This is a genomic window from Lentzea sp. NBRC 102530, from assembly GCF_030269365.1.
Lineage (GTDB): Bacteria > Actinomycetota > Actinomycetes > Mycobacteriales > Pseudonocardiaceae > Lentzea.
Genome location: NZ_BSTF01000014.1, coordinates 231825 through 243646, shown reverse-complemented (window position 1 = coordinate 243646; position 11822 = coordinate 231825). Strand labels below are relative to the sequence as shown.

The 11822-nt window shown below is 69.1% G+C and carries 17 protein-coding genes and 1 pseudogene; 9 read left to right on the top strand and 9 right to left on the bottom strand.

Annotation, left to right across the window (positions count from 1 at the left end):
• Positions 1–104, top strand: a pseudogene (locus QSK25_RS33090) (IS982 family transposase); the annotation flags it as partial.
• 28 nt (positions 105–132) lie between these two features.
• On the opposite strand, the gene QSK25_RS33085 reads toward QSK25_RS33090, so the two are convergent.
• The 3 genes from QSK25_RS33085 to QSK25_RS33075 all read right to left on the bottom strand — a co-directional run bounded on the left by QSK25_RS33085 (position 133) and on the right by QSK25_RS33075 (position 2092).
• The gene (locus QSK25_RS33085; protein WP_285644153.1) at positions 133–330 is read right to left on the bottom strand and encodes a hypothetical protein; all 198 of its coding nucleotides are present in this window, start codon (positions 328–330) and stop codon (positions 133–135) included.
• Positions 331–453: 123 nt separating this feature from the next.
• Positions 454–1446, bottom strand: a complete 993-nt coding sequence (locus QSK25_RS33080; protein WP_285644152.1) for a Gfo/Idh/MocA family protein — start codon at positions 1444–1446, stop codon at positions 454–456.
• A 34-nt stretch (positions 1447–1480) separates the two neighbouring features.
• Positions 1481–2092 (bottom strand): maleylpyruvate isomerase N-terminal domain-containing protein, encoded by a 612-nt coding sequence (locus QSK25_RS33075; RefSeq protein ID WP_285644151.1) that lies wholly within the window; start codon positions 2090–2092, stop codon positions 1481–1483.
• A gap of 33 nt (positions 2093–2125) precedes the next feature.
• On the opposite strand from QSK25_RS33075, the gene upp reads away from it, so the two are divergent.
• Complete coding sequence (upp, locus tag QSK25_RS33070; protein ID WP_285644149.1) at positions 2126–2749, top strand: uracil phosphoribosyltransferase; 624 nt, start codon at positions 2126–2128, stop codon at positions 2747–2749.
• 95 nt (positions 2750–2844) lie between these two features.
• Complete coding sequence (locus tag QSK25_RS33065) at positions 2845–4143, top strand: glycoside hydrolase family 18 protein (protein ID WP_285644148.1); 1299 nt, start codon at positions 2845–2847, stop codon at positions 4141–4143.
• Between the two features lie 86 nt (positions 4144–4229).
• Here QSK25_RS33065 and QSK25_RS33060 read toward each other — a convergent pair whose 3' ends face one another.
• A complete protein-coding gene (locus QSK25_RS33060) occupies positions 4230–4835 on the bottom strand; it encodes a TetR/AcrR family transcriptional regulator (protein ID WP_285644147.1) in 606 nt (201 codons plus the stop codon).
• Between the two features lie 55 nt (positions 4836–4890).
• On the opposite strand from QSK25_RS33060, the gene QSK25_RS33055 reads away from it, so the two are divergent.
• Genes QSK25_RS33055 through QSK25_RS33040 form a run of 4 tightly spaced genes read left to right on the top strand, consistent with a single transcriptional unit; the run spans position 4891 to position 6893 of the window.
• The gene (locus QSK25_RS33055; protein WP_285644145.1) at positions 4891–5097 is read left to right on the top strand and encodes a YlcI/YnfO family protein; all 207 of its coding nucleotides are present in this window, start codon (positions 4891–4893) and stop codon (positions 5095–5097) included.
• Between the two features lie 32 nt (positions 5098–5129).
• A complete protein-coding gene (locus tag QSK25_RS33050) occupies positions 5130–5516 on the top strand; it encodes a type II toxin-antitoxin system death-on-curing family toxin (protein WP_089914793.1) in 387 nt (128 codons plus the stop codon).
• Between the two features lie 34 nt (positions 5517–5550).
• Positions 5551–5928, top strand: coding sequence for a MerR family transcriptional regulator (locus QSK25_RS33045; RefSeq protein ID WP_285644143.1), 378 nt, complete (start codon positions 5551–5553; stop codon positions 5926–5928).
• Between the two features lie 47 nt (positions 5929–5975).
• Positions 5976–6893, top strand: a complete 918-nt coding sequence (locus tag QSK25_RS33040; RefSeq protein WP_285644168.1) for an aldo/keto reductase — start codon at positions 5976–5978, stop codon at positions 6891–6893.
• 70 nt (positions 6894–6963) lie between these two features.
• Here the strand turns inward: QSK25_RS33040 and QSK25_RS33035 are convergent, their stop codons facing one another.
• The 3 genes from QSK25_RS33035 to QSK25_RS33025 all read right to left on the bottom strand — a co-directional run bounded on the left by QSK25_RS33035 (position 6964) and on the right by QSK25_RS33025 (position 8422).
• On the bottom strand, positions 6964–7416 hold the full coding sequence (locus QSK25_RS33035) for a flavodoxin family protein (RefSeq protein WP_285644128.1): 453 nt from the start codon (positions 7414–7416) through the stop codon (positions 6964–6966).
• On the bottom strand, positions 7416–7883 hold the full coding sequence (locus QSK25_RS33030; RefSeq protein ID WP_285644124.1) for a hypothetical protein: 468 nt from the start codon (positions 7881–7883) through the stop codon (positions 7416–7418). The genes QSK25_RS33035 and QSK25_RS33030 overlap by 1 nt, the downstream gene beginning before the upstream one ends.
• Positions 7884–7954: 71 nt before the next feature.
• On the bottom strand, positions 7955–8422 hold the full coding sequence (locus tag QSK25_RS33025) for a hypothetical protein (RefSeq protein ID WP_285644118.1): 468 nt from the start codon (positions 8420–8422) through the stop codon (positions 7955–7957).
• Positions 8423–8442: 20 nt separating this feature from the next.
• Between QSK25_RS33025 and QSK25_RS33020 the strand changes: the two genes are divergently transcribed.
• Positions 8443–9069: a class I SAM-dependent methyltransferase gene (locus tag QSK25_RS33020; protein WP_285644115.1), complete on the top strand. Its 627-nt coding sequence runs from the start codon at positions 8443–8445 to the stop codon at positions 9067–9069.
• A 21-nt stretch (positions 9070–9090) separates the two neighbouring features.
• Entirely contained in the window at positions 9091–9432 is a 342-nt protein-coding gene (locus tag QSK25_RS33015) for a hypothetical protein (RefSeq protein WP_285644111.1), read from the top strand.
• On the opposite strand, the gene QSK25_RS33010 is transcribed toward QSK25_RS33015, so the two are convergent.
• Positions 9429–11033 (bottom strand): phospho-sugar mutase, encoded by a 1605-nt coding sequence (locus tag QSK25_RS33010; protein WP_285644108.1) that lies wholly within the window; start codon positions 11031–11033, stop codon positions 9429–9431. The genes QSK25_RS33015 and QSK25_RS33010 overlap by 4 nt on opposite strands.
• Positions 11030–11821 (bottom strand): purine-nucleoside phosphorylase, encoded by a 792-nt coding sequence (locus tag QSK25_RS33005; RefSeq protein ID WP_285644101.1) that lies wholly within the window; start codon positions 11819–11821, stop codon positions 11030–11032. Before QSK25_RS33005 ends, QSK25_RS33010 begins: the two co-directional genes overlap by 4 nt.
• Between the last annotated feature and the right edge of the window lies 1 nt (position 11822).

Below are 11822 nucleotides of genomic sequence, written 5' to 3'. Positions count from 1 at the left end.
CCGCCCGCATCGCCCAACGCCTGCTCGCCCTAACCGCAGCCATCTGGCACAACCGCGCCACCGGCCAGCCCATCACCCGATCACTGATCGCCTACGACCACTGATCAGTTAGGACTTACTCGTCTAGAGCTGTCACTTGCGGTTCGGCGCGTACTTGACCGTGATCGCGAAGGCCACCACGAGCATGGCGGCGAGCGCCACCGCGAGGGCCGGGTTGTAGCCCCACATCAGCGGCAGCACGCCGATCAGCACGGCGAGTGATCCGGAGACACCCAGGATGACCAGCGGGGACTCGCACCACTGCTGGGCGGGCTTCTGTTCGATCGTCACCGTTCGCACCTCCGCGTCTCAACTGGTCATGAGACTTTTCGGAGTCGCTTTGTCGGTTCTTTACTCCCGGATCGGGTTGTCGGGCCACCTGATCAGGTGGTCATCGCAACGGGTTCGTGACCGTCACTGCGCCGGCCGGCGCAGCGGCAGACCGGCCGCCCGGTAGATCGAGTCGATCACCGTCATGTTCCGCACGGCGTCGTCCGCGGTCGTCGGGAACGGCTTGCCGTGCAGCACCGCGTCGGTGAACGCGTCGAGCTGGTAGGCGTAGGTCGCGCGCCGGCCGAACGACTCCGACGTCCTGCGGTCGCGCAGCTTCAGCGTCAGCCGGTGGTACGCCTGCGGGCCGAGCGGGTTGAAGACGTTCACCGTGCCGTTCTCGCCGATCGCCTTCATCGACAGCTTCAGCACGGTCGACGACCACAGCGACGCGGTCACCGAACCCGTGTGGCCGGACGGGAAGCGCACCGACGCCCGCATCGCGCGGTCGATGGAAGGCCCGCGCAGCAACGCTTTCGCGGAGCGCACCTCGGGTTCCTCGCCGCCCATCAGGCGGATCATGTGCACGGCGTAGCAGCCGGCGTCCATCATGGCGCCGCCCGCGAGCGAGTAGTCGTAGCGGATGTCGGAGAACACCGGCAGCGGGAACGCGACGGTGGCCTCGACGTGCCGCAGCGGGCCGAGCACGCCGGACTGGACGACCTCGGCGACCCGCAGGGCCAGCGGGTGGTAGCGGTAGTGGAACGCCTCCATCACCACGAGTCCGGACGCGCCGGCGGCCTTGGCGACCTCGGCGGCCTCGGAAGCGTTGGCGGTGAAGGGTTTCTCGCACAGGACGTGCTTGCCGGCCTCCAGCGCGGCGAGCGTCCACCTGCCGTGCAGGCTGTTGGGCAGCGGGTTGTAGACGGCGTCGACCGCCGGGTCCGCCAGCAGCTCCTCGTACGACCCGTGCACGCGCGCGATGCCGTGCTTGTCGGCGAAGGCCCGCGCCCGTTCCGGCGACCTGGCCGCCACGGCGACGACCTCGGCGACCGTCGAGGAACGGGCCGGGCGGATCACGGCGGTGGGCGCGATGGTGGCCGCGCCGAGCACTCCGATGCGCACGTGGTCTGTCACGCGGCCGACCCTACACCTGTTCAGTTAACGCCGTTTACTCCATCAGGTCGGTGCGTGTCACGGGAAAGACGGGCACGTCGTCGATCGGTGAGGGGTCGGACCAGGTCCACGACTCCATCTGCCGGCGCGACCGCCTGCCGAAGAACGCGCGCCACAGCTCGTAGCCGTCGACCTCCAGCGTGATCGGGCCGTCGCCGAGGACGCCGAGCTCGGTCTTGACGGTGACGTTCTTCAGCCGCCGCGGCGCGAGCCACACCAGCGTCGGCTGCCAGGCGGTGTCCGGCAGGCGTTCACGGCCGAGCGTCGCGCGCAGGTCGGCCTCGTGCGTGAGCGCGTCCAGCGCGAACTGGTACGGCATCCGCTCCATCTCGGCGATCTCGTCGCCGAAGGTGTTCCACTGCTCCAGCAACTCCGGCACGGGCACCCCGGAGCGTTCGGCGACGTGCCGCGCGGTCCACTCGTCCGACGGCGCGCCCTCCATGCGCCCGCTGACCAGATCGGACGCCTCGCCGGACAGGTGCGCGACCACCTGGTGCACGGTCCACTCAGGACAGGCGGGCACCGTGCGCGCCAGCTCGTCCGGGCCGAGGCCCATGGTCAGGCCCACGATGCGCTGCCGTGCCTCGCGGTAGATCTCTTCGAACACCCCTTGCTCCTCCCAGCGGTTACGGTGTCGGGCATGGACGTCCTGGTCGTCGATCATCCGCTCGCCAAGGCGAGACTCACAACGATGCGTGATGCGCGCACGGACAACGCCGCGTTCCGCGCCGCGCTGCAGGAACTGACCGTGATGCTGGTCTACGAAGCGATGCGCGAGGCGCCGCTGAAGGAAGACCGCACGCACACCCCGGTTGCTCGTACCACCGGGTACGCGCTGGCAAACCCGCCGCTGCTCGTGCCGGTGCTGCGGGCCGGCCTGGGCATGGCCGACCAGGCGCACAAGCTGATCCCCGACGCGCAGATGGGGTTCGTCGGGCTCGCGCGCGACGAGGAGACGCTCCAGCCGACCCCGTACATGGAGTCGTTGCCCGAAAGTCTCGCCGGGAGGCCGGTGTTCGTGCTGGATCCGATGCTGGCGACCGGCGGTTCGATGGCCTACACCATCCGCCTGCTCACCCAGCGTGGTGCGACCGACGTCACCGCGATCTGCGTGCTCGCGGCACCGGAGGGCATCAACCACCTGGAGGACTCGCAGCTCCCGTGCCGTCTCGTCACGGCGTCGGTGGACGAGCGGCTGAACGACTCGGGCTTCATCGTGCCCGGCCTCGGCGACGCCGGTGACCGTCTGTACGGGGCGGTTTAGGACATACCTCCGATCGGACGTAGCAGTGGTCTAGACCTCAGGCCTATCGTGCTCTGGACCACATCGCCGCTGCCGCGACCGATACAAGGAGACTCATGTCCAGACGGAGATGGGGTGTCGCCGCTCTCGCGGTCGGCGCCCTGTCAGCGTCGCTGGCCGTTGCGCCCGCGAACGCCGACGTCGAGACCACTGGGCACCACGGCTTCTCGAAGACCCGCACCGTCGGGTACTTCATCCAGTGGGGCGTGTACGACCGGAACTTCCGCGTCAAGAACCTCGTGGACAGCGGGGCCGCCGCGCGGCTCACGCACCTGAACTACGCCTTCGGTTTCCTCGACGAGTCGGGCAAGTGCGTCAGCTCCGACCCGTGGGCCGACTGGCAGATGCCCTACACCGCGGAGCAGTCCGTGAGCGGCAAGGCCGACGAGGCCGGTCAGGCCCTGATGGGCAACCTGAACCAGCTCAAGCAGCTCAAGGCCAAGTACCCCAAGCTGAGGATCAACATCTCGCTGGGCGGCTGGACGGGCTCGCGCTACTTCTCCAACGCCGCGCTGACGCCTGAGTCGCGCGCCGCCCACGTCAAGTCCTGCACCGACATGTGGATCAAGGGCAACCTGCCCGGTCTGCCCGAGGGTGCGGCCAAGGGCGTCTTCGACGGCATCGACCTCGACTGGGAGTGGCCGGCGAGCGAGGGCAACCCGACGCCGCCGAACGTCGTGCGCCCCGAGGACAAGGGCAACTTCACCAAGCTGCTCGCCGAGTACCGCAAGCAGATGGGCTGGAACCGCGACCTGACCGCGTTCCTGCCGGCCGACCCGCGCCAGGTGGACCGGGGCTTCGAGGTCGCGAAGGTGTTCTGCTACCTCACCTTCGGCACGCTGCAGGGCTACGACTACCACGGCGCGTGGGACGCCCCGGCGAACCAGCAGTCCGCGCTGAAGGTGCCGAAGGGTGACCCGTCGGAGTTCGAGTTCAGCTCCGAGGTGACGGTCAACGCGTGGCTCTCGCGCGGTGCGCCGCGGTCGAAGGCGGTGCTCGGCGTGCCGTTCTACGGCCGCGGCTGGGACGGCGTCGCCCCCGGCACGCGCAACGGCCTGTTCGGCACGGGTGTGCCGGCGCCCGCCAAGTACGAGAACGGCTACGAGGACTTTCACCGCATCAAGGCGAAGCTCTCGGAGCCCGGCAACGCGTACAAGATCTACCGCGACGAGAAGGCCGGCTTCGCGTGGATCTACGACGGCAAGACCTGGTGGACCTACGACGACGCGACGGAGATGAAGCGCAAGGCGCGCTACATCAACGACCGCAGGCTCGGCGGCGCGATGATCTGGTCGCTCGACGGCGACACGCCGCAGGGTGAGCTGATCAAGGCTCTCGACGGCGCCCTGAAGTAAGGCCGCACCACCGAAGACGGACTGTCCTAACCGGACAGTTCTGCGGGTCCGGGGAGGTTTCGCGGCGGCCGCCTCCCCGGATTCCGTTATTTCCGCAGCGTTGTGCCGGCGTCCGTGCGCCAGCCCCGGCCGTGGGCGCGCAACGCCAGTTCGTACGTGGTGGCCGCGTCGATGCCGGGCGGCAGGTTGCCGTTGAGCTCCAGGCTCACCAGGCCGTGCGCGATGCCCCACATGGACATCGCGATCTGCTCGGGGTCCTCGGCGAGGTAGACGCCCTGCTCCACCGCGCGCCGCACCGCGTTGATCACCGGCGCGAACGTCCGGCCGGCCGCGCGGCTCATCTCCTTCGTCGGCTCGACGACCTTCGAGTAGAGCACCGAGTAGCCCTGCGGGTCCTCCAGCGCGCTGCGCCGGTACGCGAGCCCGATCCGGAGCAGGTCCTCCGCCGGGTCGTCCGTCACCGGCACCGCCGCGAGGTTCCTCCCGAACCGCGTGAACGCCTCGTCGTAGAGCGCCTCGAGCAGCGCTGGTTTTCCGCCGAAGAGGGAATAGACCGCGGTGGTCGAGGTGTTGACGTCCGTGGCGATCTTGCGCAGGCTCACCCCGGCGGGGCCCTCGGTGCTGAGCAACTCGCCCGCCCGCTGGAGCAGACGCCGTCGCAGAGCGTCGTCGTGGGTCTTGGGGCGTGGCATCGCGCAATCCTAACGGTGGCTGGTCTGAGTGGTATCAGGTTGATACCGTCGGACGATGGCCATGACCTTGCGGTTGACCGAGGAGGAGAACCTGCGGCTCGCCGAGCTGGCGCGGTCCGAGGGGCGCTCCAAGCAGGAGGTCGTGCGGCTGGCGATCGCGGATCGTTACCAGCGCATGCAGCAGGAGGAAAAGCTCGGCGAGGTCTTGGGGCGAGTCCTGCCCAAGTACCGAGGTCTTTTGGATAGGCTCGGTTCTTCCTGAAACCGTCAGACCTCTGTGATCAACTGGGTGCCGTGATCTCCTACCTCGACGCCGGGGACCTCTTAGTGCTGGCCACGGCCGTGACCGGTGGCGATCTCCTCGTCCGGGACATCGGCCTGCTGGACACGGCGGCCTACCGTCCCCGCGCCACCGTCCTCGGCGTGGAGGCGTACGACACGCTGTGGCTGAAGTCCTCCGCCCTGCTCGACTCGATCGTCCGCACCCGCCCCCTCGTCGAGGGCAACTGGCGGCTGGCCTGGGTCGCCGCCGTCACGATGTGCGACATCAACGGCTACTGGATCGACGCCGACGAGGACGACGCGCTGGACCTGGTCCGCGCGCTCGGCCGCGACAAGATCGACGTGCCGGAGATGGCCGGCCACCTCGAGGCGTGGGGCATCTCGAAGGATTCCGCTTGACCTAGAGTGCACTCCAGGTCTTAGCGTCGAGTTCGTGAGTTACTCGATAGCCCAAGCCGCGCAGCGCAGTGGGTTGTCCATCGACACCTTGCGCTATTACGAACGAATCGGGCTCGTCGACCCGCCCGCGCGTGACTCGGGCGGCCGCCGCAGCTACTCGGAAGAGGACCTCGGCTGGCTGGCGTTCGTGACGCGCCTGCGCACGACCGGCATGCCGATCCGCATGATGCGCGAGTTCGCGCAACTGCGGCACAGGGGCGACCTGACCGCAGGCCGCCGCAAGCAGATCCTCGTCGAGCACCGCGACGACGTCCGCGCCCGCATCGCGGAGCTGCAGACGCACCTGGAGGTGCTCGACTACAAGATCGACCACTACGCGGTGGTCGAGCGTGACTTGGAGGCGACGGCGTGAGCCGTTTGGTGGGATCGTTGGAGGTCGGGCCGCAGGGGCTCGGCTGCATGGGGATGTCGGAGTTCTACGGCGCGGGCGACGAGTCCGAGTCGATCGCGGTGATCCACCGGGCCCTGGAGCTCGGCGTCACCCTGCTCGACACCGCCGACATGTACGGACCTCACGTGAACGAGGAGCTGGTGGGCCGCGCGATCGCGGACCGCCGGGACTCCGTCGTGCTGGCCACGAAGTTCGGCATCGTCCGCTCGCCGGACGGCGGCCGTTCGATCCGCGGTGACCGCGAGTACGTGCGCGCGTCGGTCGAGGGGTCGCTGAAGCGCCTCGGCACGGACGTGATCGACCTGTACTACCTGCACCGGGTGTCCACGAACGCGCCGATCGAGGAGACCGTCGGCGCGATGGCGGAGCTGGTCACCGAGGGCAAGGTGCGCTTCCTGGGCCTGTCCGAGGCGGGCCCGGAGACGCTGCGCCGGGCGTTCGCGGTGCACCCGATCACGGCGCTGCAGAGCGAGTGGTCGCTGTGGTCGCGCGACATCGAGGCCGAGATCGTGCCGACCGCGCGCGAACTGGGCGTCGGCATCGTGCCGTACTCGCCCCTGGGGCGTGGCGTCCTGACCGGCCGTTTCACGTCCTCGGCCGACTTCGGCGACGGTGACTTCCGTACGTCGAACCCGCGTTTCTCCGGCTCGAACCTCGACACGAACCTCCGCATGGTCGAGGCGCTGCGTTCGCTGGCCGCCGAACGCGGCGTGACCGCGGGCCAGCTCGCGCTGGCGTGGGTGCAGCACCGCGGGTCCGACGTCGTGCCGATCCCCGGCACGAAGCGGATCAAGTACCTGGAGGAGAACGTGGCGGCGGCGTCCTTGGCGCTGTCCGCCGACGACCTGGCCGCCATCGAGGCCGCCGTTCCCGCCGCTGAAGTGGCCGGTGACCGGTACCCCGACATGAGCTCGATCGGCCGTTAGAACACACGTTCGAAGATATCCCCAGGGTTGTCCACAGGGTGGGGACAAGAGGCTGTGGACAACCCTGGATTCATGTGGACAACTGGGCCGCAACAGTCGCGCCGAGCTCCCAGCAAGCCTCCAGGTCGGCCTTCGCCGGTTCACCCGTGACGGTGACGTGCTCGGCTGCCTTCTCCCAGCCCAACCCGGTCGTCGCCGTCTCCACGCTGCGCACCGCACCCACCACGTCGTTGTTGCCGTGCACGTAAAGCCCGAACGGCCGTGCGCGCGTGGAGTCGAGACACGGGTAGTAGATGGTGTCGAAGAAGTGCTTCAGCGCACCGCTCATGTAGCCGAGGTTCGCGGGCGTTCCCAGTAGGTAGCCGTCGGCCTCCAGAACATCCACAGCGGTTGTGGACAACGCTGCGCGGCGGACGACCTCGACACCCTCGATCTCGGGGGTGGAGGCGCCGGCGACCACGGCCTCGAACATCGCCTGGAGGGCGGGGGACGGGGTGTGGTGGACGACCAGGAGGCGAGGCATCAGTAGTCCATCTCGTAGTCGAGGAAGCTCGGCGGCGTGACGTTCACGCCGAGTGCGACCAGGTCGTCCGTGGTGACGGTCTGGACCGACGAGTCCACGATGCCGAGGCACACCTCGACGATGTCGAGGTGTGCCTCGGCCGACTTCTCGTTCAGCTCGTGGATCTCGCTGACCCTGTCGAGGGCGCCGCTGCCTTCCAGCCTGTTGATCAGCAGTCCGGCCTCGCCGAAGTTGCTCATCGGGCCCCTGATGGCCGCGTTCGACGCCACCGTGGCGTTCAGCATCATCTGCATCGCCCTGTCGGTCTCCAGGTCGACGCCGAACGCCTTCAACAGGCCGTCGCGCAGCTGGACCTGGTGCTCCTTCATGTCGTCGCTGAACGCGCCGTAGAACATGTTCAGGCCGCGCCTGCTGTCCGGGTGCGCGTCGAGCACGGCTTGGGCGAGATCGCGCCGCGTGTAGTCCATGAGCGGCAACCTAGTTGACCAAGGCCCGCCGGACCCACCGCATTTGCGCAGGCTGCACGGCGTCTGAAGGCTCAGTACCACTCGTAGTCGGGGTCGGTCGGCTTCTCGTCGTCCACCCCGATCGCCCGCAGTTGCTCACTCGTCACGACCTGCCCGTCGTCCGGCTTGGCCAGCTCCAGGATCATCACGGCCAGGTCGACGTGCCGCTCCTGCGACTTGAGGTGCAGCTCGGTCAGCTCGCGGCACACCTCCAGCATCCCGGTGCCGTCGATGCGCTTGTACAGCAGGCCACCCTCGAGCACCCCGGAGAGCGGAGTCGTGTTGGTGCGGTACGAGTGCGCGACGCTGTTCAGGAACATCCGCAGGGCGGTCTCGTCCTCCAGGCTGAAGTCGAAGAGGTGTTTCAGGCCACGCAGCAGTTCCCGGTGGTAGGTCTTCAGCCTCGTCGCGAGCGAGGCGGCCGGTGGCTCGGGGCCGAACTCCGGCATCTCGTGCGCGTTGAGGTAGGCGAGCGCCAGATCACGCCGCGTGTAGTCCATGAGCGGCAACATAGATGACCATGACCCGTGCCTCCTACGACACAGTTGCCGCCGACTACGCCCGCCTGATCCCGGACGCGCACGACGGCCGCCCGCTCGACGCCGCGATCATGCGCGCCTTCGCCGAACTCACCGACGGCCCGGTCGCGGACATCGGCTGCGGCACCGGCCGCATCACGCAGCACCTGCGCGAACTGGGCCTGGAGGTAGCAGGCATCGACCTGTCCGACGGCATGCTCGAACAGGCGAGGAAGCTGTACCCGCACCTCACGTTCACCCAGGGCGACATGACCGCGCTGAACCTGGAGGACAACAGCCTCGGCGGCGCCGTCGTCTGGTACTCGACAGTCCACATGGCAGCGAATGAGGTGCCGTGGCAGGAGTTCCACCGAGTCCTCGAGCCTGGCGGTCATCTGTTGCACGCCTTCAAACTGGGTGACCAGCGAAGGCCGCTCACCCACGCGTACGGCCACGACGTCGAACTCGAAGTCCACTGGCACGACATGGACGAGACCGTGAGCAACGCGACGGCGGCCGGGTTCAACGAAGTGGCGCGGTTGCAACGTCAGAGGGGTGTGGACGAAGGCGGACCGCAGGCGTTCCTGTTGCTCAGCAAACGGAACCCTGATGCCGGAAGCACGTCTTAAAGGGTGTACACAGGAGGGACCATGAAGACCACCGCCCTAATGCACACCAGCCCCCGTCAGCGCCGCATCACCTGGGGCTTCGGCCTCGGGATCAGCATCGGCATGATCGGGATCGGGCCGCTCTTCGCGTCCGTGTGGCCGGGGTTCGACCACAGCCCGTGGGACATCAACACGATGTTGTTCGGGCTCGGCGTGGGGCTCTGCGCGATCGCGTACATCTTCGGGCGGATCGCCGTGGCGGCCGTCACCGAAGGCCGTCGCAACGCGATCGCCCCGCCGACCAGAAGGGCCTACCTCGTGGCCGGCGGGGGATTCGTCCTCGCTGTGCTCGCGCTCGCCTGGGCGCTCGTGTTCCCCGGCTAGCTGACGAGCTCCGTCACGCGTTCCCGCAGTTCAGCAAGCCTGGCCCTCCCCGACGCACGGGCGGACTCCAGTCCGTCCGTGACCGGTTCGACGACCTCCAGGTACGCCTTGAGCTTCGGCTCCGTGCCGGACGGGCGCACGATCACCCGCACGCCCTCGGCGGTCCAGCGCAGCACGTCCGCGCCGGGCAGCAGGTCCTCGGACGCGAACTCCGCCGGCGGCTCGGCGCGCAGCCGGGCCATCGTCGCCCCGATCAGGCTGAGATCGGTGTAGCGCAGGGAGACCTGGTCGGTCAGGTGCAGGCCGTGGTCCAGCGCGAGCTGGTCGAGCGCGTCCAGCAACGTCCGCCCGGACGCCTTCAGGCCCGCGGCGAGGTCCGCGGCGACGACGGCGGCCGAGATGCCGTCCTTGTCCGCCACGAACTCCGGGTCCACGCAGTTGCCGAGCGCTTCCTCGTAGGCGAACACCAGACCCTCGCCCGCGCGCGCCAGCCACTTGAAGCCCGTCAACGTCTCCACGTACCGCGCGCCGTGCGCGGCAGCGATCGACTTGAGCAGGGACGACGACACGATCGTCGTGGCCACCAACGGATCCGCGGACTCCGTGGTCGACAGCACGAGCGAACCGAGCAACACGCCCGTCTCGTCGCCGCGCAGCATCCGCCACGTCTCGCCGTCGCGAACACCGAGCGCGCACCGGTCCGCGTCCGGGTCCAGGGCGATGGCCAGGTCCGCGTTCACCGACGCCGCAAGGGAAAGCAGCTCGTCGGACGCGCCCGGCTCCTCCGGGTTCGGGAACACCACCGTCGGGAAGTCCGGGTCCGGCACCGCCTGCGACCGCACCACGTGCACGTCGGTGAAACCCGCGCGCCGCAACGCTTCCACGGCGAACGCGCCACCCACGCCGTGCATCGGCGTCAGCGCGATCTTCAACGAACGCGAGTTCCCGCGCGGCAGCGACGCCACCCGCTCCAGGTACGCGTCGACGTCGGCGTCGGAAAGCGTTGTGTACGTGACGTTCCGCGGCACGGAGACCGCCGCCGGAACGCCCTCGATCGCCTTCTCGATCTCGCCGTCCGACGGCGGCACGATCTGCGAACCGCCACTCAGGTAGAGCTTGTAACCGTTGTCCGCGGGCGGGTTGTGCGACGCGGTGATCTGGATCCCCGCCACCGCACCGTGTGCGCGCACCAGGTAGGCGAGCACGGGCGTCGGCAACGGCCCCGGCAGCAGCCGGACCTCGAACCCGGCCGCCGCCATCACCTCGGCGGCGGCCACGGCGAACTCCTCGGAGCCGTGCCGGGCGTCGCGGCCCACGAACACCAGGCCGGACGACGACCCGAGCCACGCCGCGAGCCCGGCGGTCGTGCGGACCACCGTGGCGACGTTCATGCCGTTGGTGCCCGCGCGCACCGGCCCGCGCAGCCCGGCCGTGCCGAACGTGAGCGGACCGGCCATCCGGTCCTGAAGGTCCTCCACCGCGGCGGGGTCGCCGCCCATCGCCCGCGCCAACACGGTCTGCAGTTCGGTCCGGGTCGCGTCCGACGGGTCGTCGGCGATCCACCGGAACGTCGCGTCGCGCAGTGCCGGCGTCAAGCTCATGCCCGCGCCACCAGCTCGCGCAGCAGCGTGCCCATGCGCTCGGCGGCCGCGGCACCGGCCTCCAGCACCTCCTGGTGGTTCAGCGGCTCACCGGTGATGCCCGCCGCCAGGTTCGTGACCAGCGACAACCCGAACACCTCGACGCCCTCGGCACGCGCGGCGATCGCCTCGTGCACGGTCGACATGCCGACCAGGTCCGCGCCCATCGTGCGGAGCATGCGGATCTCGGCGGGCGTCTCGAAGTGCGGTCCGGGCAGACCCGCGTACACGCCCTCCTCCAGCGACGGGTCGATCTCCTGCGCGACCTTGCGCAGCCGCGGCGAGTACAGGTCCGTGAGGTCCACGAACCGCGCCCCGACCAGCGGCGACAGCGCCGTCAGGTTCAGGTGGTCGGAGATCAGCACCGGCTGCCCGACGGACATGCCCTGCCGCAGGCCACCGGCCGCGTTGGTGAGCACGACCGTCGACACGCCTGCGGCCGCGACCGTGCGCACGCCGTGGACGACCTTCTGGATGCCCTTGCCCTCGTAGCCGTGGGTGCGGCCGAGCACGACGAGGACCTTCTTGCCCTCGACCTCGACGGAACGGATGGTGCCGCCGTGGCCGAGCGCGGTCGGCGCCTCGAAGCCCGTCAGCTCGCCCACCGGAATCTCGGTGACGGGTTCGCCGATCACGTCGGCGGCGGGCCGCCAGCCGGAGCCGAGCACGATGGCGATGTCGTGCTTCGCGTTGCCGGTGCGGCTCTGGATCTCTTCCGCGGCCTTGCCGGCCAGCTCTTCTGGAGTCACC

What these genes read in the sequence shown, in the direction of transcription:
- upp (WP_285644149.1), top strand. Translation starts at nt 2,126, where the DNA reads ATGGACGTCCTGGTCGTCGATCATCCGCTCGCCAAGGCGAGACTCACA.
- QSK25_RS33065 (WP_285644148.1), top strand. Translation starts at nt 2,845, where the DNA reads ATGTCCAGACGGAGATGGGGTGTCGCCGCTCTCGCGGTCGGCGCCCTG.
- QSK25_RS33060 (WP_285644147.1), bottom strand. Translation starts at nt 4,835, where the DNA reads ATGCCACGCCCCAAGACCCACGACGACGCTCTGCGACGGCGTCTGCTC.
- QSK25_RS33055 (WP_285644145.1), top strand. Translation starts at nt 4,891, where the DNA reads ATGGCCATGACCTTGCGGTTGACCGAGGAGGAGAACCTGCGGCTCGCC.
- QSK25_RS33040 (WP_285644168.1), top strand. Translation starts at nt 5,976, where the DNA reads ATGGGGATGTCGGAGTTCTACGGCGCGGGCGACGAGTCCGAGTCGATC.
- QSK25_RS33035 (WP_285644128.1), bottom strand. Translation starts at nt 7,416, where the DNA reads ATGCCTCGCCTCCTGGTCGTCCACCACACCCCGTCCCCCGCCCTCCAG.
- QSK25_RS33030 (WP_285644124.1), bottom strand. Translation starts at nt 7,883, where the DNA reads ATGGACTACACGCGGCGCGATCTCGCCCAAGCCGTGCTCGACGCGCAC.
- QSK25_RS33025 (WP_285644118.1), bottom strand. Translation starts at nt 8,422, where the DNA reads ATGGACTACACGCGGCGTGATCTGGCGCTCGCCTACCTCAACGCGCAC.
- QSK25_RS33020 (WP_285644115.1), top strand. Translation starts at nt 8,443, where the DNA reads ATGACCCGTGCCTCCTACGACACAGTTGCCGCCGACTACGCCCGCCTG.
- QSK25_RS33015 (WP_285644111.1), top strand. Translation starts at nt 9,091, where the DNA reads ATGAAGACCACCGCCCTAATGCACACCAGCCCCCGTCAGCGCCGCATC.
- QSK25_RS33010 (WP_285644108.1), bottom strand. Translation starts at nt 11,033, where the DNA reads ATGAGCTTGACGCCGGCACTGCGCGACGCGACGTTCCGGTGGATCGCC.